General features: G+C 40.2%; 21 protein-coding genes. 2 read left to right on the forward strand and 19 right to left on the reverse strand.

The annotated features are described in order from the left end of the window. The first annotated feature begins 73 nt into the window (after positions 1–73). Positions 74–814 (forward strand): sulfite exporter TauE/SafE family protein, encoded by a 741-nt coding sequence (locus NST39_RS17120; protein WP_341029438.1) that lies wholly within the window; start codon positions 74–76, stop codon positions 812–814. Positions 815–863: 49 nt separating this feature from the next. Here NST39_RS17120 and NST39_RS17125 read toward each other — a convergent pair whose 3' ends face one another. The 5 genes from NST39_RS17125 to NST39_RS17145 all read right to left on the reverse strand — a co-directional run bounded on the left by NST39_RS17125 (position 864) and on the right by NST39_RS17145 (position 5,423). After that, entirely contained in the window at positions 864–2,129 is a 1,266-nt protein-coding gene (locus NST39_RS17125; protein ID WP_106067772.1) for a murein hydrolase activator EnvC family protein, read from the reverse strand. A 111-nt stretch (positions 2,130–2,240) separates the two neighbouring features. Further along, positions 2,241–3,131 carry a permease-like cell division protein FtsX gene (ftsX, locus tag NST39_RS17130; protein ID WP_341029440.1) on the reverse strand — a complete coding sequence of 297 codons (891 nt, stop codon included), beginning with the start codon at positions 3,129–3,131 and terminating at the stop codon, positions 2,241–2,243. Continuing rightward, positions 3,124–3,810 carry a cell division ATP-binding protein FtsE gene (gene ftsE, locus NST39_RS17135; RefSeq protein WP_034660129.1) on the reverse strand — a complete coding sequence of 229 codons (687 nt, stop codon included), beginning with the start codon at positions 3,808–3,810 and terminating at the stop codon, positions 3,124–3,126. The genes ftsX and ftsE overlap by 8 nt, the downstream gene beginning before the upstream one ends. A 380-nt stretch (positions 3,811–4,190) precedes the next feature. After that, positions 4,191–4,526: a cytochrome c551 gene (gene cccB / locus NST39_RS17140; protein ID WP_185107789.1), complete on the reverse strand. Its 336-nt coding sequence runs from the start codon at positions 4,524–4,526 to the stop codon at positions 4,191–4,193. Between the two features lie 48 nt (positions 4,527–4,574). Beyond that, on the reverse strand, positions 4,575–5,423 hold the full coding sequence (locus NST39_RS17145; RefSeq protein WP_003212797.1) for a YitT family protein: 849 nt from the start codon (positions 5,421–5,423) through the stop codon (positions 4,575–4,577). 189 nt (positions 5,424–5,612) lie between these two features. On the opposite strand from NST39_RS17145, the gene NST39_RS17150 reads away from it, so the two are divergent. Next, on the forward strand, positions 5,613–6,347 hold the full coding sequence (locus NST39_RS17150; RefSeq protein ID WP_265208588.1) for an alpha/beta hydrolase: 735 nt from the start codon (positions 5,613–5,615) through the stop codon (positions 6,345–6,347). A 197-nt stretch (positions 6,348–6,544) separates the two neighbouring features. Here NST39_RS17150 and NST39_RS17155 read toward each other — a convergent pair whose 3' ends face one another. The 14 genes from NST39_RS17155 to flgL form a co-directional block, all read right to left on the reverse strand. Then, positions 6,545–8,338, reverse strand: coding sequence for a M3 family oligoendopeptidase (locus NST39_RS17155; protein WP_341029445.1), 1,794 nt, complete (start codon positions 8,336–8,338; stop codon positions 6,545–6,547). Between the two features lie 123 nt (positions 8,339–8,461). After that, positions 8,462–9,563 (reverse strand): peptide chain release factor 2 gene (prfB, locus tag NST39_RS17160; RefSeq protein ID WP_217012112.1). Its coding sequence is split into 2 segments (ribosomal slippage): positions 8,462–9,490 and positions 9,492–9,563, totalling 1,101 coding nucleotides; the frame shifts between segments, so codons are not numbered across the junction. A 67-nt stretch (positions 9,564–9,630) separates the two neighbouring features. After that, entirely contained in the window at positions 9,631–12,156 is a 2,526-nt protein-coding gene (gene secA / locus NST39_RS17165; RefSeq protein WP_341029448.1) for a preprotein translocase subunit SecA, read from the reverse strand. Positions 12,157–12,342: 186 nt separating this feature from the next. After that, the gene (gene hpf / locus NST39_RS17170) at positions 12,343–12,906 is read right to left on the reverse strand and encodes a ribosome hibernation-promoting factor, HPF/YfiA family (protein ID WP_003213481.1); all 564 of its coding nucleotides are present in this window, start codon (positions 12,904–12,906) and stop codon (positions 12,343–12,345) included. A gap of 189 nt (positions 12,907–13,095) precedes the next feature. Beyond that, a complete protein-coding gene (locus NST39_RS17175) occupies positions 13,096–14,781 on the reverse strand; it encodes a methyl-accepting chemotaxis protein (RefSeq protein WP_341029451.1) in 1,686 nt (561 codons plus the stop codon). 32 nt (positions 14,782–14,813) lie between these two features. Beyond that, entirely contained in the window at positions 14,814–15,194 is a 381-nt protein-coding gene (locus NST39_RS17180) for a hypothetical protein (protein ID WP_003213093.1), read from the reverse strand. Between the two features lie 13 nt (positions 15,195–15,207). Next, positions 15,208–15,549, reverse strand: coding sequence for a flagella biosynthesis regulatory protein FliT (gene fliT, locus NST39_RS17185; RefSeq protein ID WP_003212921.1), 342 nt, complete (start codon positions 15,547–15,549; stop codon positions 15,208–15,210). Next, positions 15,546–15,950 (reverse strand): flagellar export chaperone FliS, encoded by a 405-nt coding sequence (gene fliS / locus NST39_RS17190; protein WP_058013567.1) that lies wholly within the window; start codon positions 15,948–15,950, stop codon positions 15,546–15,548. Before fliS ends, fliT begins: the two co-directional genes overlap by 4 nt. 17 nt (positions 15,951–15,967) lie before the next feature. Next, entirely contained in the window at positions 15,968–17,497 is a 1,530-nt protein-coding gene (locus NST39_RS17195; protein ID WP_341029455.1) for a flagellar hook-associated protein 2, read from the reverse strand. A gap of 20 nt (positions 17,498–17,517) precedes the next feature. Further along, positions 17,518–17,859: a flagellar protein FlaG gene (gene flaG / locus NST39_RS17200; RefSeq protein ID WP_106066163.1), complete on the reverse strand. Its 342-nt coding sequence runs from the start codon at positions 17,857–17,859 to the stop codon at positions 17,518–17,520. Positions 17,860–18,012: 153 nt separating this feature from the next. Then, the gene (csrA, locus tag NST39_RS17205; protein ID WP_003212955.1) at positions 18,013–18,237 is read right to left on the reverse strand and encodes a carbon storage regulator CsrA; all 225 of its coding nucleotides are present in this window, start codon (positions 18,235–18,237) and stop codon (positions 18,013–18,015) included. Next, on the reverse strand, positions 18,231–18,665 hold the full coding sequence (gene fliW / locus NST39_RS17210; protein ID WP_341029460.1) for a flagellar assembly protein FliW: 435 nt from the start codon (positions 18,663–18,665) through the stop codon (positions 18,231–18,233). The genes csrA and fliW overlap by 7 nt, the downstream gene beginning before the upstream one ends. A 28-nt stretch (positions 18,666–18,693) precedes the next feature. Continuing rightward, on the reverse strand, positions 18,694–19,272 hold the full coding sequence (locus tag NST39_RS17215; protein ID WP_034660143.1) for a DUF6470 family protein: 579 nt from the start codon (positions 19,270–19,272) through the stop codon (positions 18,694–18,696). A 48-nt stretch (positions 19,273–19,320) separates the two neighbouring features. Continuing rightward, positions 19,321–20,232: a flagellar hook-associated protein FlgL gene (gene flgL / locus NST39_RS17220; protein ID WP_341029463.1), complete on the reverse strand. Its 912-nt coding sequence runs from the start codon at positions 20,230–20,232 to the stop codon at positions 19,321–19,323. Positions 20,233–20,237: the final 5 nt, after the last annotated feature.

Here is a 20,237-nt window from a genome sequence, read left to right on the forward strand (position 1 = left end):
GTCGCGAAGGCTTGACTAATTATTTTATTAGGTGTAATTTTTATTTTGTTATGATCGAGAAGGAGTCTTCGCTATGTATATTATATTGACGATGCTATTATTAGGAATTTTATTAGGATTTGTAGGAGCAGGCGGTGCTGGTTTTGTCATCGCATTGCTTACGTTAATTTTTGATATCCCTATCCATACCGCACTTGGGACATCTTTAGCCGCAATGGCATTTACGACGTTATCAGGTGCATACAGCCATTACCGGGAAGGGAATATTCAGCTGAAATCTGGTTTGATCGTCGGAGCTTTGGCTTGTTTTGCTTCCTTTGCAGGAGCTAAGATTGCTCCTTTTATCCCAGAAGGAAATCTGCACTATTTAACAGCTGGCATGCTCTTTTTATCCGCTGTGTTTATGATGATCAAATTATTTGTTCTAAAGGAAGCTGCTGAGCAGCAGCCGCTTTCTTCACGTCAGCTGCTCATAAGGGGTATTATTTTAGGACTTGTATCCGGATTGCTGTCAGGTATGTTTGGTATCGGGTCCGCACCATTTATCCAAGTAGGACTTTTGATTTTACTGAGACTTTCCATTCGACAGGCAGTTGGCACGACAATGCTTGTCATTATTCCGATTTCCATCGGTGGTGGAATTGGATATATTACAGAGGGCTATGTTGATTTTATCTTGCTCATTCAAATTTTAATCGGAACAGTATTAGGCGCATATATTGGCGCAAAATTCACACGCCTTGCACCGAAGCTTTTATTGAAATCGGCTGTACTGTTAACACCTATTATTGCCGGTTTACTGCTGTTATTTTAATTTATTTAGAATAAGAAAAGCCGATAACGTGATGTTATCGGCTTTTTGATTAGCGAATATATTGCGCTGGATTGACTGCATTTGATTTTGCGCCATTCCATAATCCTTTATGAATTTCAAAATGGAGATGCTGACCATGTGACTGGCCTGTATTCCCCATATATCCAAGGAATTGTCCTTGCTCGACTCTCTGCCCTGTGGACACACTTCTTGTAGATAGGTGAGCATATACCGTTTGATAGGTCTGTCCATTGATATTATGCGTAATGAATATTACATTCCCGTAGCTCGATGAGTAGCTTGAGTTCGTGACTGTTCCAGATGCAGCTGCGACGACAGATACTGTGCCTTTTGCTGCAATATCTAATCCAAAGTGGTTTCCGCCAGAACGTCCGCCAAAGCCAGATGAGAATCGGCCAGCAGCTGGTTTAATAAAGCCTGAGCTGCTTGCTGGTGTATCAGATACTTGATCTGAACCGCCACTTTGAGGTGTAGGTGCACTTTTTTCAGCAGCTGCTTGTTCCGCTTTCTTTGCTTCTTCCTTTTGGCGGCGTGCTTCCTCAGACTTCACAGCCGCTTTTTGGTTCGCTAAAATTTCTTGTTCATTTTCAAGTTTGCCTAATTCATCATGAGTATGATTCTTTTTATCTGTTACATTCCCTAAGATTTTCTCTTTTTCTTTTTGCTGTTTAGACAAATCCTTTTTCAACTCTTCTAGCTCTTTCAGAGATGTTTCAAGTCCACTTAGCTGATTATTTAGCTCTGCTTCTTTTTGCTCAACCAGCTTTAAATCATTTTCATGTTCTGTAATCATGTCTTTGTCTGCTTCGACAATGGTTGTGACAGCCCCAACACGACCGACAAAATCACTAAAGCTGCGAGCACCCAGCAGCACATCTAAATAGTTGATCGTACCGCCGCTTTTTTGCATCGAACGAATTCGATCTTTGAATATAGCTTTTCTTTTTTCAATTCGATCATTGATGACTTGAATGTCTTTTTTTAGTTTCTTGATCTCTTGCTTCGTTTGTTTGACTTCTTTTTCTTTTTCAGCGACTTTTTCAGTTGCAGCACTTACCTTGTGGTCAATCTTTTCAATTTCTTTTTTGAGCTTGGATTCTTTCTTTTCAAGCTTAGCCAGCTCTGATTTCTTTTTCTTCAAAGTTGATTCAGTCTTTGATGTTTTCTCTTCGATTTGTTGACGTTTTTGATCTAGGTCTTGATATGCGAATGCACGATTCTCGTTCCCTGGAATGTATAGCCACGTTGTTCCAATAAACGCTGCCATTCCAGCCATCATCAGCTTTCTTTTCAAAACGATATTCCCCTCCTATGACAACTGCCTGCATGAAGAGTCGACCGGATGAATCGGTTCAACCGGTCACATCTTCTAGCAAATTCTCGAGTGCTGCCATCAAAAATAGATTTATACTTTTAAGAATTTACGAATGGATGTCAAGCTGCCCCATACACCAATGATTGCACCGATCAATAGAAGGACCAGTGAAACTTGAAAGACAAAGGGGTTATATGGAAGCATGGAAATAAATGAGCCTTGTACTCTTGGTGCCACCCAGCCCACTGCATATTGATATGTGCCAAGCAATAGAGCGATTGGTATAATGGAACCAAATACACCAAGCAGTAATCCTTCAATGAAGAATGGCCAGCGGATAAACCAGTTCGTTGCACCTACGAGTTTCATAATCTCGATTTCTTTACGTCTAGCAAAAATCGTAATTTTGATCGTATTAGAGATCAAGAACATAGCTGTAAATAAAAGCCCAATGATGAGCGCAATCCCTACATTTCGCGCCACTCCGACAACATTAAATAGTCGGCTGACTTCTTCTTTTCCATAGGTTACTTTATACGTACCTTTTAGGTTTTCTAATTTCTTCGCTACTTTTGGTGTATCGTGTGGATCTGATGTTTTCACAATAAACGCATCGTTTAATGGGTTTTCTTGATCAACAAGTCCCATGGATTGTCCATTTTCACCAAAGCTTTTAATCAGCGCTTTTAGTTCGTCATCTTTAGATGAGTACTTGACATCACTAATTTCAGGAATCTTCTCAATTTCTGCTTTTAATTCATCCTGCTGCTTTTGATTCGCCGTTAATTCGATTAACACTTTTACTTCTACTTCTTTTTCAGCATTCGATGCCATGTTGTTCAAGTTGAGCATAATCACAAGAAAAACCCCAACTAAAATCAATGTGACAGTGACCGCACTAATTGATGCAAATGTCATCCACGTGTTTCTTCCAAGTGAACGGAAGCTCTCACGTAAATGCCGCAAGAGAGTTTTAATCATAAATGCCGTACTCCCCTCTTGCTTCGTCACGCACAATCATTCCATCTTCGATTGCGATGACGCGTTTCTTCATGCTGTTTACAATTTCTTTGTTGTGTGTCGCCATGACGACTGTTGTTCCGCGGTTATTAATCTCTTCGAGTGTCTTCATGATTTCCAAAGATGTATCTGGATCAAGGTTTCCTGTCGGCTCATCTGCAATGACAACCTCAGGACTATTCACGATTGAACGAGCGATAGATACACGCTGCTGTTCACCGCCAGACAGCTGGTCAGGAAATTGTCGTGCTTTGTGCTTGAGCTGTACCAAATCAAGTACATCCAGCACTTTTTTCTTAATGATATGAGGCTGTTCCCCAATGACTTCAAGAGCAAATGCCACGTTCTCAAACACCGTGAGGGTTGGAAGTAGTTTGAAATCTTGGAACACTACGCCAATTTCTCTTCTTACGTAAGGAATTTCTTTTTCCTTAATTGAGGCTAAATCTCTGCTATTAATTAAGATTTTCCCTTTGGTTGGCTTCTCTTCACGATACATCATTTTGATGAAAGTGGATTTACCAGCACCACTGGGACCAACAACATACACAAACTCTCCTGGGTGGATAGAGACATTGATTCCATTGATCGCCTTTACACCGTTAGGATAGATCTTGTAGACTTCCTTCATTTCAATCATGTAATCACCTAATCTTTTCTTATTGCTGACTAACAGCTTATCATGATGTTTTGACACTTATCGTCAAAAAACGTTATGTATGGTCACGCACATACCCTTCGATACGTACAAGCAATTTATGTCCTTTTCATCCAAAAAGATGAAAAAAATGAATCGTCTAAATTTCAACAACTCCAATTATACGTCATGAATCGACGCAATGGTATTACATTTATATTTCAAAACTTATCGTTAAAAGGTAAAAACAACGTTTAAAACCGAAAAGTGTGTCTTTTTACCCTTATTTTTTAAATAAAATTTAATATAATGCGTTTTCATACTATTCAAAAGTCTTTTTCTACATATAAAAACAAAAAAACCTTGTCGATTAGACAAAGGTTTTATTTTTTCTCTGCAAGCCATTTTGCTACTTCTTTTGCTTGCTTCTCATCTACCATTCCGCTTGGCATAGAGCCTTTACCATTCTGTGCAATATCTGCAATTTGGCTTTCATTATATTTCTTCCCTACTTCTTTCAGGCTTGGTCCGCCTCCGCCAGATAGGTCTTTCCCATGACAGCCAATACAGTTTTGCTGATAAATTTCCTCACCACTGCTCACAGTTGAAGCACTTTTGCTGCCTTCTTTGTCACTGTCACTGCTGCTTGAATTACCTCCACAAGCCGCAAGAACAAGAAGCATCACTACAAACAGCATCATTAATCCGCTCTTTTGCATCAATTTCCCTCCCTTACAATCATTTGGTCAACGCTATTATATCCTTGTTTACGCCCTTTTAAAACCCTCACCAAGCACCTCTTTTGCATCCATTACGATGACAAATGCTGATGCATCGATTGCTTTCACCACTTGTTTCAACTTTGTGAATTGTGACTGTCCAACGACACACATTAGAATTGGACGGTCATGGTCGGTATATCCTCCGACTGCTGAGATTTTTGTGACACCACGGTCAATTTGATCAAATACTGCCTGTCTGACTTCATCCTCATGCCCTGTAATGATCATCGCCATTTTCGAATGACTGAAGCCGGCCTGTACGACATCAATCGTTTTACTTGAAATAAACACACCAATGACAGCGTACAGTCCCTCTTCAATCCCGAAAACAGTCATCGCAGCCAGTACAATTAGGCCATCCATCATCGCTAAACAGGTGCCAAGCGTGAGGCCTGTATATTTATTGATGATTTTGGCAGCGAGCGCCGTTCCACCTGTTGATCCATTTCCAAGAAACACGAGCCCTATGCCGATCCCAATCACCACTCCGCCAAAAATGGCTGCTAAGAGCGCTTCATGTGTCACAGGTGCAATATGTCTTGTGACAAACACCATCAAAGGTAAGAAAATAGAGCCAACGAGCGTTTTCACGCCAAATGTACCGCCTAATAAATAAAAGCCAGCGATAAACAGCGGAATGTTGAGCCCCCACTGCACATATGCCGCTTCAAAGCCGAATGACTGCATAATCGTACTAATCCCGCTCACACCACCTGCGGCAATTTGATTCGGTAATAATAACGTATTAAATCCAATCGCCACAATGGCTGATCCGATTAAAATGAACAAGTAATTTTTTGCTTCAATCCATAATTGTGAATGTCCCTGCTTCATGTCTGTCTTCCTCCGTTACTTCTGAATGCACACCTATTTTAAGCCCTCCTATTACGAATGTAAATAACAGCCAAATGCAGTGCTAATGGATTAATACTTTATCACACAAACGGATCAGCGTGCTTGCCGTTTGGCATAGGAGCAAATGATGGTATATTTAATATGTACAAGAGAAAGAAGGGACATGCGATGAAGAAAATACTGAAGATCATAGGCATTACATTACTTGCACTGATCATTTTGGCTTTTGGTGCTTTCTATACATGGAGCCGCTTTACATACGGACCATCTGCCGCATTAAAAAAGCAAGTGAACATCGAGCAAGTGGAACATAAAAACGACGTCTATACATTTGCATCAACAAAAAGCGATACGGGCATCATTCTCTATCCAGGAGCAAAGGTAGAACCACTTTCATACGCCTATATCGGGAATGAATTGATGAAAAAAGGCTACTCTGTCTTTATCCCTGACATGCCATTTTCGTTTGCGATTTTTCATACAAATAAAGCACAAGATATCATGAAGGATCATCAAACGATCAAACATTGGTATATTGGCGGTCATTCACTAGGCGGAACAGCCGCCGCTATGTTTGCAGAAAAAAATCAGCGCAAGCTCGACGGTCTTTTTTTCCTTGCGTCTTATCCAGCATCAGATGAGCTGAAATCATCGTCCTTGAACGTCCTCTCTATATCAGGTGAAAAGGATGGACTTGCGACACAAGAGAAAATCAAGCAATCGAAAACAAATTTGCCGTCTCAAACCGTTTATCATGAAATAAAAGGCGGGAACCATGCTCAGTTTGGCCTGTATGGTAAACAAAAAGGTGATCAGCCAGCGGACATTCCAGCCCTCACACAGCAAAAGGATATCATTCAAACGATGCTTGAATGGCTAAAACCAGCAAAAAAGCTCCCGTAATGGGAGGTTCAGCGTGTAGACAAACCCTCGCATTCGTTGTCAGTCCTGCGCGCTGGTGCTCACAAATGTCAAATTCGCCCCGCGCCAGTGCTCGTCCTTTCTAGCTATCACGCCGAAAGAAGACAAAGGGCTAAAATAAAGATCATTTTAGCCCTTTGTCAACAATCTAAAGCTTCCGTAATGGGAGCTTTTCATTTTCACTTTTTCGTCGCTTCTAAAAACTCTTCAGCGTCTGCTACAGCGAGGCTAATGGCTTCCTCCCAAAATTCTTTTTGGGTAAGGTCGACACCTAAGTGCTTATAGGCCAAATCTTCTACTGTCATTGAAGCTGTATCCTTTAGTAATGCAATGTACTTTTCTTCAAACGAAGTACCAGCCTGCAAGGCCTTTGCATAAATTCCTAGTGAGAACATGTAGCCGAATGTGTACGGGAAATTATAAAACGGTACACCCGTGATATGGAAATGCAGCTTAGACGCCCAGAAATGCGGATGGTATTCATCTAGTGAGTCGCCAAAGGCTTCTTTCTGCGCTTCTACCATCAGCTCATTCAACCGGTCCGCCGGCACTTCTCCTTGTTTACGCTCTTCATAAAAGCGCTGTTCAAATAAGAAACGAGATTGAATGTTCATGAAAAAAGCTACACTTCGCTGCAGCTTATCCTCTAACAAGCTGAGGCGCTCCTCTTCATTTGCCGCTTCTTTTAATGAAGCATCAGCCACAATCATTTCTGCGAATGTCGACGCCGTTTCAGCTACATTCATCGCATATTTGCGATTAAGAATGCGAACATCCTGCATCACTTCCTGATGGAACGAGTGACCAAGCTCATGCGCGAGTGTCGCCACATTGGATGGACTGCCTGAGAAGGTCATAAAAATGCGTGACTCTCCGCTGTCAGGGAAATTTGTACAAAAACCGCCTACTCGTTTGTTCGGGCGATCCTCAGCTTCTACCCAGCGCTCATTAAAGGCCTTTTCTGTAAAAGCAGCAAGCTCTTCTCCAAATCCAGCGAAATGCTTCACAATAAAAGCAGCTGCTTCCTGATACGGATAGATCTTGGTCTCACTGCCAATAGGAGCCCCAACATCAAACCAGCTTAGCTTATCCACTCCAAGCATGTCAGCCTTTCGATGTAAATAATCAATGAATGGCTGCTTATGTTCATCAATCACAGACCACATGGCATCAAGGGTTTCTTGTTTCATCCGGCAAATATCAAGCGGCTCTTTTAAGATATGATCCCAGCCTCTTGCTTCATATACTTGCAAACGAAAACCTGCCAGATGATTGAGCGTGCTTGCAAATAGATGTTCGTCCTGCGTCCATGCATGTTCTAGGTTATGGTAAACAGCCTTTCTGACTTCACGGTCTGAATCATCCATCGCATTTTCCGCTTGGCCAACAGAGATCATCTGCGTTTCACCATGTTGTTCAAACGGAATCGTAATCTTATTCACTAAGCTAGAATAAAGCTCATCCCACGCATGGTAGCCATCAACAGCTAGCTTTTGAATCAATGTTTCTTGTTCAACAGGCAATTGATCCTTCACGCGCTCTCTGCGTTCATTTAATATGTAGCGAACATCTGAAAAGGTCTCTGAATTCATGAGATCCTCCCATTTTTCAGGAGAGATGGCAGCAAGCGCCTGATCAAACAGCGCAAGAATGGTACCTAAATCAGCTTCCAGCTTAGCAATCGTACCTCGAAGACTGCCAGCCTTCATATCCTTTGTATTTTGAGATTGAAGACAGGAAACAAATGAACCTGCTTGAGACAGTTTTTTATATGTGGTTTCATACGTGTCAAGGACAGACGTTAACCTATTTTCAATGTGTGTATCTTCTTTTGAAAAGGCATCGACCTTTTGTCGTAATTCATCTAATAGCTGCTGAATGTGTTGCAAGTATGTTTTAAATTCTGGTGAAGAGCTGCCTCCTTTAAAAAAGGCATCTAAATCCCACGTCTCTTGTAATGTTGTTAATCCCAAAATATTTCCCCCTTTATTTGCTAATTTCATCATACAAAGGATATAGAGTCAGTATGGCGTATGTATTCCTTTATATTCATTATATTTTCTCACAATAAAAAAAACCCGGCAAGAAGCCGAGTTTCATGATAATTTCGAACGTAAGTAAGCATCGATAAATGAATCTAAATCTCCATCCATGACCGCTTGAACATTTCCCATCTCCGTATTGGTTCGATGGTCTTTCACAAGAGAATACGGATGGAATACATAAGAGCGAATTTGGCTTCCCCAGCCAATTTCTTTCTGCTCTCCTCTGATTTCATCCAATTCAGCCTGCTGTTCTTCGATCCGTCTTTGATAAAGTTTCGATTTCAGCATTTTCATCGCACGATCTCTGTTTTTGATTTGTGATCTTTCTGTTTGGCATGTCACCACGACATTGGTTGGAATATGTGTGATACGAACGGCAGAGTCAGTCGTATTGACGTGCTGTCCACCTGCGCCGCTTGCCCGATACGTATCTACTTTGATATCTTCTGTTCGAATATCAATATCGATTTCTTCATTGAACTCAGGCATGACATCACAGGAAACAAACGATGTATGGCGACGGCCAGATGAATCAAAAGGAGAAATACGAACCAAACGATGGACCCCTTTTTCTGCTTTTAAGTACCCGTATGCGTTATGCCCTTTGATGAGCAGTGTCACAGACTTAATTCCTGCTTCATCACCAGGAAGATAATCAAGCGTTTCAACCTTAAAGCCTCTGCGCTCTGCCCAGCGAGTATACATTCTCAGAAGCATAGAACCCCAGTCCTGTGATTCAGTACCGCCTGCGCCTGGGTGAAGCTCGAGGATGGCATTGTTTTTATCATATGGTTCACTTAAGAGAAGCTGCAGTTCAAACTCGTTAAATTGCTTAGTTAAGTTCTTCAGCTCTTTCTCAAGATCTACATGAAGCTCCTCGTCATAATCTTCCTTTAATAGGTCATGTGTCATTTGCAGCTCTTCATGAGATTCACTGAGCTCATGGTATGAATTCACATTATCCTTTAGTGCATTGGCTTCATTGATAACGCCTTGTGCCTTTTGCTGATCATTCCAAAAATCAGCCTCTGACATGGTCGCTTCGAGTTCTGCAATTTTGGCTTCTTTTGTTTCGAGGTCAAAGAGACCCCCTAAAATCAGCTAGCCTGCTAGCCATATTTTCAAGCTCTTGTCTAATTTCTACTAATTCCATATCCTTCACCTCATAGATGTATGGGGGCTGACATGAATAGAAAGAGGTTTTCACCTCTTTCCATTACTTATTCTGTCTTCCCATGACAATTTTTATATTTCTTGCCGCTTCCGCAGTGACATGGTGAGTTTCGACCAATGTCTACGACTTTACGTACCGGCTTCTTTTTCACTGTCTTCTCCTCATCACCCTCTTGAGGCTGATGAGCTGTTGTTTGACCTTGAACGACTTCTTCACGTTCTAAGTTGTTTTGGATTTCTGATTTCAAGACATATTTGGCCACATCATCTTCGATTGAAGCGACCATATGCTCAAACATCGCAAATCCCTCCATTTGATACTCACGAAGCGGATTTGTTTGTGCATACGCACGTAAATGAATCCCTTGACGCAGTTGATCCATTGCATCGATATGATCCATCCACTTTGAATCCACCGCACGAAGAACGATGACTTTTTCAAATTCTCGCATTTGTTCATCGCCATATGTTTCTTCTTTTGCATCGTATTTTTCTTTAATACGATCCATAATGAAGGAGGTGATTTCACCTGCTTCTTTACCATAAATATCCTTGACCGAAATGACTCCTTCATCTAAATAGTTCGTGTTGATTAATTCAACAAGCCCATCTAGTTTCCATTCTTCAGGAAGCTCTTCTTTCGGCGTATAAGAACCAACAGCGCGCTCAATTGAAGACTGAATCATATTGATCACAATCGATTTTAAGTTATCAGAATCAATGACTTCAAAGCGCTGTTTGTAAATCACTTCACGCTGCTGACGAAGCACATCGTCATATTGCAGAAGCTGTTTACGGGAATCAAAGTTGTTCCCCTCAACGCGTTTTTGAGATGATTCAACGGCTTTAGACACCATTTTACTTTGGATAGGCGTAGTGTCATCCATGCCAAAGCGGTCAAGCATGGCCATCGTGCGCTCTGCACCAAATCGGCGCATCAATTCATCTTCCATAGAGAGATAGAATTGGGTAATCCCTGGGTCTCCTTGACGACCAGAACGTCCACGCAGCTGGTTATCAATACGTCGTGATTCATGACGCTCTGTTCCAATTACAGCTAGACCGCCAAGCTCTTTGACGCCTTCGCCAAGCTTGATGTCCGTACCACGTCCTGCCATGTTGGTCGCAATGGTGACGGCACCCTTTTGACCAGCCTCTTCAATAATTTGTGCCTCACGCTCATGGTTTTTCGCATTTAACACTTGATGAGGAATCCCTTTATTTTTAAGCATCTTAGAAATAAGCTCAGACGTCTCAACCGCTACTGTTCCGACAAGCACTGGCTGCCCTGTCATATAGCGCTGTGCAACATCTTCAGCCACTGCTTTAAATTTACCTTCCATTGTGCGGTAAATTAAATCAGGTCTGTCATCACGAACCACTGGTTGATTGGTCGGGATTGTCACAACCTGCATGTTGTAAATGTTACGGAATTCTTCTTCTTCCGTTTTCGCTGTACCCGTCATACCAGAAAGCTTTTCATACATACGGAAGTAGTTCTGGAACGTAATCGTTGCAAGGGTCATACTTTCGTTCTGCACTTCGAGACCTTCTTTTGCCTCAATGGCTTGATGCAGACCTTCACTATAACGGCGTCCTTTCATTAGACGTCCTGTGAACGAGTCAACAATAACGACTTGACCTTCTTCAACGACATAATCCACATCTTTTTGCATCGCAACATGTGCCTTTAGCGCCTGGGCGATGTGATGGTTCAGTGCGACATGTTTGACATCAAATAAGTTCTCGATGCCGAATGCTTTTTCTGCCTTCGTCATTCCGCTTTCTGTCAGCTGTACACTTTTTGTTTTAATATCGTATGTGAAATCATCTTCTATTTTTAATGTACGAACAAATGCATTCGCTTGTACGTAAAGCTTTGTAGATTTCGCAGCTTGTCCAGAAATAATAAGAGGTGTTCTCGCTTCATCAACTAAGATGGAGTCAACCTCATCAATCACGGCATAATGAAGCGGTCTTTGAACCATTTGCTCTTTGTAAAGCACCATGTTATCTCGTAAATAGTCAAAGCCAAGTTCATTGTTTGTTGAATACGTAATATCAGCAGCATATGCTTCTCTTTTTTCATCTTTGTCTAAGCTGTTTAAGTTTAAGCCAACTGTTAAGCCAAGAAACTCAAAAATCTTGCCCATTTCCTCTGCATCACGGCTTGCCAAATATTCGTTGACTGTCACAATGTGGACGCCTTTTCCAGAAAGAGCATTTAAATAAACAGGCATTGTTGAAGTCAACGTTTTACCTTCACCTGTTTTCATCTCAGAGATGTTGCCTTCATGAAGCGCGATCCCCCCCATGAGCTGCACCTTAAATGGGAACATTCCTGTCACGCGGCGTGATGCCTCGCGAACCGTTGCAAATGCTTCAACCAACAGGTCATCCACGGATTGTCCCTTTTCAAGTTTTTCTTTAAATTCGTTCGTTTTATTTCGTAAAGCCTCGTCAGATAATTTCTCAAAATCTTGAGCAAGAGCTTCAATTTCATTTGCTTTTTTTTCATATTTGCTGATCGTACGTTTCGTAGGATCAAACACTTTGTTTAAGATTCCAAGCATATAATAACGCTCCTCTATTTCATGCAATTTTTCGGCATGTCCAAAAGATTGACAGGTCCATATTTACCTGCATTTATCATACCATACCTTCCTTCATTTCCAAAGAATTTGCAATGATTTCGCACAAAAAACCCGCCCCTCATGGAGGGAACGGGTTTACTTTTTTTAGGTTGTTTTTAGATCAGATTAAGCGTTCGGCTCAATCAGTCCATATTTTCCATCATTTCGGCGATAGACCACATTGGTCAAATTTGTCTCAGCATTTGTGAAGACGAAGAAACTATGACCTAACATGTTCATTTGAAGGATGGCCTCTTCGCTATCCATCGGTTTTAAATTGAAACGTTTTTGTCTGACGATTTCTGTTTCATCAATTTCTTCGTCATCTTGAACAGCTACGTCAGCCGTCCCATTTCCTCCAGCAAATAAGTGCTTTTTGGCACCTTGTTCGCGGAATTTACGGTTTACTTTTGTTTTGTGTTTTCGAATTTGACGTTCTAATTTACTGGCTGCTAGGTCTACTGCATTGTACATATCTTCATTATGCACCTCAGCTCGAAGTGCTAGATCAGTCATTGGAATGGTAACCTCAACTTTAGATTCTTGATCATTGTAAAACTTCAAGTTCACGTTGACTGAAGCATCTACGTCTGTCTCAAAATAACGCTCCAGCTTTCCAATTTTTTTCTCGACATGATCTCTTAGTGCAGGTGTTACGTCGATGTTTTCTCCTCTGACATTGTAATTCATGTAAAGAACGCCTCCTTTAAAATTAAGGATATGTAAACCTATTTCTACTTTTCCCTCCTTTTCTCCTGCTCAAACGTAAAAAAAATGTGAATTTTTATTGAAATTTGTCGAATTTTGCGGTGCATCAACTGTTACTTGATAGGTGATGAATATATATTCGGCTCATTCTTGAAAAAGACCAGCGCACATTTAAATGGTGAAAGATGATATTGATGTTTTCAGCGATTGAGATAAGGTTTTTAAGTCCTCCGCCGCTGCTTGCATTTCTTCATTTGCTGCCAATGATTCTTCAACAGCCGCAGACATGTACTCCGTCTCTTCTGAATTGCGTTTGGCTCCTTCTTCAATGACTCCAACCGTCTGAGATATTTCCTCTGTACTAGCTGAAATCTCCTCTGCAGTGGCTGAAAGTTCCTCTGCTTTCATCGAAATATCACGAATAGATTCCAGGATTTCATGAAAACTCTGTTCTGACAATTGCGATACTTTCACACCTTCTGCTACATCCTGCTCAACCTTTGTCATCGAATGTGATGATTTTTCAGTATCTTTGTTCACGTTCGCGAGCAATTGACTAATTTGATCTGTCAGCTGACTAGATTCTTCCGCCAGTTTCCTCACTTCATCTGCTACCACCGCAAAGCCTCTCCCATGCTCTCCTGCTCTTGCCGCTTCAATAGCAGCATTTAAAGCAAGCAAATTCGTTTGATCAGCGATGGCATGGATATGACCTAACAAATCTTCAATGCCTGTAAACTGGGCTTGTACATGATCCATTGTGGAATGGTGCTCGTTCACAGACGCTTTGATAGAGCTCATTTGTTTTACGAATTGCTGAATAAGCGCTGCACCCTCTTCAGCCTTTTCAGTCACTGAAATTGAGTGACCCGAAACATCGGATGTGTGTTCAGCTGCATTTTGCATACCAGTTGAGACTTCTTGAATGGCAGAAGCTACTTTTCCGACCGCGTCTGATTGTTCACGTGAAGCTTCACTGACCTGTTCAATCGAGCTAGACGTCTGCTCACTAGCCGATATGGTTTGATGAATCGTTTCCTCAAACTGAGCAGCAGAATCAGCTAATTGTCTTGATCCATGTTGCACCTGTAAAATGAGCTGACGCAAATGCTTTGTCATTTGATTAAAAGCAGTACCGAGTTGACCAATCTCATTTTTAGAGGTCACTTCAATCTCTTCAAGTGTAAGGTCACCATCTGCCATCCTTCTCGCAGCATTTGTGACAGACACAATCGGCTTTGTCATACGATAAACGAATCTTGTCCCAATCAACAAAAAGCCAACAATAATGACCGCACTAACTAGAATGAGAGTGAATAGTAATTGATTACTGTCTTGGTTGAGCTGATTGATTTTTTGGTCACGTTGCTTCAACTGGGTTTGAGCAAATTCTTTTGTAAAGGTATGTATTTCTTGTTCGATAGGTTGTAATTCTTGATTGAGGCGTGTGTTAAATTCTTTTTGATTGTTAGTATTTAATGAGATAAATAACCTTTTTGTGGATTCATAGTAGAGTTCATTCTTTTGAGATATTTTTGTTAATAATTGTTTTGCCTTTTTGACTGTACTAAGTTTTAAAGCCTCCCCTGTTGTTTTATTAATATCAACATAGGTTTCTTCAATTTTTTGCGATATTTCCCTGTCTCGCATGACAACATATGTTTTAATTTGTGCTTCCTGCTTTTGCAAAAGCGCCTCTAATTCCAGTGAGGTCTGATAAAGTTTCACTTCTTTACTGAGAAGCGTCTTGTAGGATTGATCTGTTTTGTAATAGATAAAGCTTGAGAATCCTAAAATACTGACAAACAATACACATATGATAATAAGCCCAAACAAAAATTGATTTTTTAGTCTCATAATTTCCTCCGAAAGTCTGAATTGAACAAAAATTAATGAATGACATACGGCCTCATACAGGCATGTATTTCATCCATCCACTTTCTATATTCAGGTATAAAATATGCTTTAAGGAATGATTGGAAGTGTATTGAAGGGAATGTATAGAAAGCTAGTATATCAAAACTTAAAAAAATTTGATCAAACGAACGAATCGTTTTGGCAAAGTGCTCATTTTCTATAATTGAAAGCAGAAGGGGATGTGTTGTCTCTAAATGAAAGAAGGCATGGATCAGATCATTAAAGATCCGATCCCCTTCTGTTTTAGCAAAATCCTTCTCAATTTCATCTAAATATTTTAGACTCTCTTCTATTGTAAATAGAAGTTCATAATATGTGGTTAATAAAATATAGTCATCTGAACGATACGCCACAGGTCTCACCTAATTATTTCCGTTTATCGTAATATACGCCGTCACTCGTCATAGGCTGGTATGGATTTTGATAATTCAGCTGTTTCGTTTTCTTTTTTTGAATGGCTTGAATATCTGCTTTGATCCCATTTTGGATCACAGTTAATTGCTTCGCCATCTGTTGATCTGTTTGGATTATTTCTTTGATTTTTTCTTTTTCTTGATCCGTCAGCTCATGCTGAATATCTCTCATTAATTCATCTCTCTCAATTAAAAAGGCATCAAAGTCTTCAACCAAGGTGTCACTTTGCGGATTTGCCGTTATTTCGGCTGCCATTTTTAATGTTTGGTCATGCAGCTGGTCCACAATACTCATAGAGATCCCCCGATAGAGTGGTGGCGCCCTTTTCGATCGGTTTGAATAACTTCCTTCCACGCATCACGAAAATCAGTTACGTATTGCTCTACTTCATTCAACATCTCTTCGTCATTTTGAAGATTGGCTTCAATCAGTCTGCGATAGATGTAATCATACATACTTGCCATACTCTTTGATACGTCATAAGAACGATTTAAGGTGACATTTAATTCTTGAATGATGTTTTGAGCCTTTTTCAGGTTCACATTTCTCGTTTCTGCATCCTCTTTTTGAATGGCATACTTCGCTAGTCTAATGAACTTTAAGCAGCCTTCATAAAGCATAAGCGTCAACTCGGCAGGTGTTGCAGTCTCAATAGAATTTTTCTGATAGGCGGCATAAGGGTTCTGAATTGCCATATGTTATAAACCTCCAATTATTGTCCAAGCAGTTGAGAAAGATAGCCAGATTGGTTGTTTAGCTTTTGAATCGCGCTATCCATGGCGCTAAACTTTTTGTAGTAGCGGGTTTCCACCATTTTTAAACGATCTTGGAATGTATCCATTCGTTTTGTTAAAGAATCAAGGTCCTTACCAAGTCCGTATTCCTTTAATTCCATTGTTGTGCTTCCCGCCTTTGTTTGAATGCTCTTCGTGAAGGCAGTTAAGGAATTTTTGACACGATAAATGATTCCTTGTTCTTGATATTGCTGTTGTGCTTTGTCTTTATCTTTTGAATCCACATTTAAACTACCCGAGATGAACATTTGTCTGACTTTCTCCGGGTCTTCTTCAATGGCTTTTCTTAATTTCTCTACTCCATTCATATCCTTACTAAATTCCAGCTTTCCGCCATCTTTATACTTGGATGATGTCGTAATACCGATTTGTGTAAGCTGAATTTTATTCGCATCACTTGTCGTAATATTAGCATATAAATCACTTCTTATTTTAGAGGCACCAGATCGTAAAATGGAATCACTTCTCAGCAAGCCAGACTTCGCGGTCGTTTCCCATAGCTCTATTTCTTTTTCAGACATCCCTTTTTTCTCTTCGGCCGTTAATGGTTGATAGTCTCTGTTTTTCTTTTCATTGACTTTACCATTAATTTGCTCAACGAGCTCATTGTATTTATCAACAAATTGTTTAATTTTATCAAAGATTGCATCCACATCTGTTGAAACGTTTAAGCTGACAGGCTGATCGGTTGTCCCTTTAAGCTCGTACGTAATACCAGCCTGCTCAAATATATTGTTGTTATTTTCCATTTTTAGACCATTAATCTCGTATTGCGCTTTTTGTCCTTGAGTCGTCGCAACTAATTTGTTATCTCCATCCACTTGGAAGCCTAATTGAGTGAAGAATGAAGCTGAATTACCATCAGCTGCTTTAATGCTGACACCTTCACCTGTTGTCCGAGAAGTGAGAGCGACCGTATCGACGTAGTTAGATCCGTCAAAGATCTGTCCTTTGTAAGCTGTCACACCTAATTGCGAGTTGTTCAGCTTTTTCACGATGTCATCAATTGTATCGGTATCAGAAGTATTGATCGTCACCGTTTTCGGTTCTGTCGAATCTGGTGTCGTCACCTCGAATGTAAACGTGCCATTTGCAGGTGTAAAACCAGAAGTACCAGACGATTTGAAGACGGAAGCTGTCGCTAGTTGGGTGACATTGATTGAGCCAGAGGCAGCATTTGTTGATCCAGTTGCTGTGACAGCAGATTCATTTGAGCTTGTCACTTTTTTGGCGCCATATGTAGTTGGACGCGTTAAGTTTAAACTGTTGATCAAATCATCTAATTCTTTGATCTTCGAATTGACCTCGCGATAGCTGTCTCTTTGCCATTCAAGTGTTTGTTTCTGGCGTGTCATTTTATCAAGTGGTGCTTGCTCAGTTTTCATGAGTTTTGATACGATTTCATCAATATCAAACACATTTGAAAATCCAGTAATTCGATTGACCATTTTTTATGTTCTCCCTTCACTTACATTCTTTTATCTACAAATAAACCGACAATTTCTGTCATTGCCGCATAGAAATCAAGCCATTCCTTGGAAGGAATTTCTCTAATGACTTCTTCAGTTTGGTTATCTACGACTTTGACATAATATTCATTGAGTTTTTCATGTAATTCAAATTGCAGATGAAATTGAGTGGGTTCAATTAGCTTGTTTGCTCCTTGAAGCGTTTTTTCAATTTCTTCTTTTGAAACAACCTTGCCATTTGCTTGTGAGTCAGAGTTTACATTGTCATTCTGGTTATTAGAAACACGGGTTTGAAATGCATCGATAATTGGCTCTAGCGATGTCAACTTACCAACAGACATAGTTATTCAGCTCCTGTGCTTTAATCTACCTTTTATATCGGCTTTGAATTTTCAAATTAAATATAGATGGACCGATTTGTTAAAGTTTCATATAGATGGTGAACATCCACACAGAAACGTGGAGAAGGATAGCTGAATCAGATAAAAAAATCCTCACTTTTTTTGTGAGGATAATTGAGAGAGGAGATCTACGGATAAACTCGCAGCACGACTGTTCTCTTCTTGAATAGACAGGTACACTTCTTTCCTGTGAATATCAATGTGCTTAGGAGCCTCAATCCCGATTTTCACTTGATCGCCTTCGATTGAAATAATCTTGACTTCAATATCATCGCCAATTTGAATCGACTGGTTTAATTTACGCGAGAGAACTAACATGAGGATGCCACCTCTAACAAATGTTTTGTATGATAGGCTGAATCATGCAAAATCACCTGCTTGGCTTTCATGTTTTTCCGGTTCACAATAATAGGCGCTCTTAAATTGGCTGTCGTTTTTTCAATAGAAGATTCCATTGTTAAGATCACCATAACTTCCACATCATTGGCATCTTCTACTTCTAGAATATCTACGATCGTTTCGTCTAGATCGAATTCATATTGATTGAAGAATAAAAACGGACTGCTGACAATAAAGCCTAACTCTGCGTTTTTCAATGATTGAAGAACTAAAAATGGAGACTCTTCTGATAAAGGTAAAATGACAAACTGTTGTTGATCTAGAAATCCTGGTATTCCATTAGAGAAGTTGATGATTTGCTCCTCTTTGATTGTCATTTCACCATGGTATTTTGTTTGAATGATCATAATTCACGACCTTTTTCATTTTTCTTAACTATACCTTATCACCATTTTGGCCCGTTTCGTCAACTTCTATTTTTAAATCTGGGTATTGTAACATATCAATATTGACCTTACCTGGCTGGTAGTTAACGATTGGTTTATGAGGTGTTGCCTCTATAATAGCTTTTTGAGGCTCCACATCAATTTGAAGCTCAGATGGCTGATAGTGAATTTTGACACTAAAGAATGAAGGGATCACACCAATGGTGAATTGTTTGGCTGGAGGAGTGCCATTGATTTTGGCAAACTCGGCAATTGCATTCCCACCATTCTCGATCTTGATGAGTTCACTGCCTTCTTCCGCTCTTCGGCCCATTCCCTCTCCAACAGCACGTTTCCCCTCAGCTGCCCATTCTTCAGAACGCCTAAAAATCGATTTAATATCCATATCGGCAAATGCTTCGGTTTGATCTATTGTTAATTTTGACGGTGTTCTTGTCATATTCATGACGGCTCTGGGCTGCTGAATCTCAAGGTCTGCTCTTGGCTGCTCTACTTCTTGCCGAGAAGGAGTTGTCGACATTTGCAGCTTTGCATAGGTTTGTTGCATTAACAATCTAGGGATTTGCATATAGGTACACCTCCATGATGCAAAAAAGCACCCAACGGATGCTTTTTATTATCTTAAGAAATCGACAAGGGATGGCTGAATAACTTTAGCCGTCGTTGCTAAAGCAGCTCTATTCACAACCTCTTGTTGAAGAAGATCAATAATTGCTTTTTCACTTTCTACATCTTCATTATCTGATTTGGCATTTTTCAGTACTTCGAATTGTGAAGTCAAGCGACTGCCTACTAAGTCAACACGATTTGAACGGGCTCCTAAATCCGAGCGCTCAGCACTCATCACTTCTTTAAAGTGATCGATATTTCCTAACGCATCATCAGAATTTGCGAACGTTCCATTTTTCAATGAGTTTTCTAAATCCGTCAGCATTTCAATGACATTTTGACCGCTGGCAGACTGTCCACCAAACGCTGAAATTGGATTTGAGTTCACATTTAAAGTGATACCATCAGAAATGTTCGACTTAACAGAATTTGCATCTGTATAGTTTTCAAAGTTAAACGTAAACGTACCATCCGCGTTCTCAACAACTGGTTTGACATTTGTATTTGTTCCATTAAATACGAACTTACCTAACATCTGAGTGTTCATCGCGTCAATGATTTGTTTCTTCATCTGGCCAATTTCTACTCCGACAGCTTCTAAATCTTCTGGCTGCTTTGTTCCATTAGCCGCATCAAGCACTTTATCTCGTACATTTGACATAATATCAATGATTTCAGTGACACTTGTTTCAGATGTATCAATCCAGTTCTGTGCTTCATTTAAGTTTTTTTGATATTGTTCATTTCGAAACATTGCTGTGCTATATTGAAGGCTTTTTACTGCTGCAACGGGATCATCAGACGTTTTTGTGAAACGTCTCCCTGTTTGTGCTTGCTCATTTATTTTAGAAAGTTTTTCATAACTTTTACTAATATTACGAAGTGAGTTTTGAGAAATCATACCTTGTGTGACTCGCATCAGTT

It is taken from the genome of Bacillus sp. FSL W8-0645 (assembly GCF_038007905.1).
Classification (GTDB): Bacteria; Bacillota; Bacilli; order Bacillales; family Bacillaceae; genus Bacillus; species Bacillus pumilus.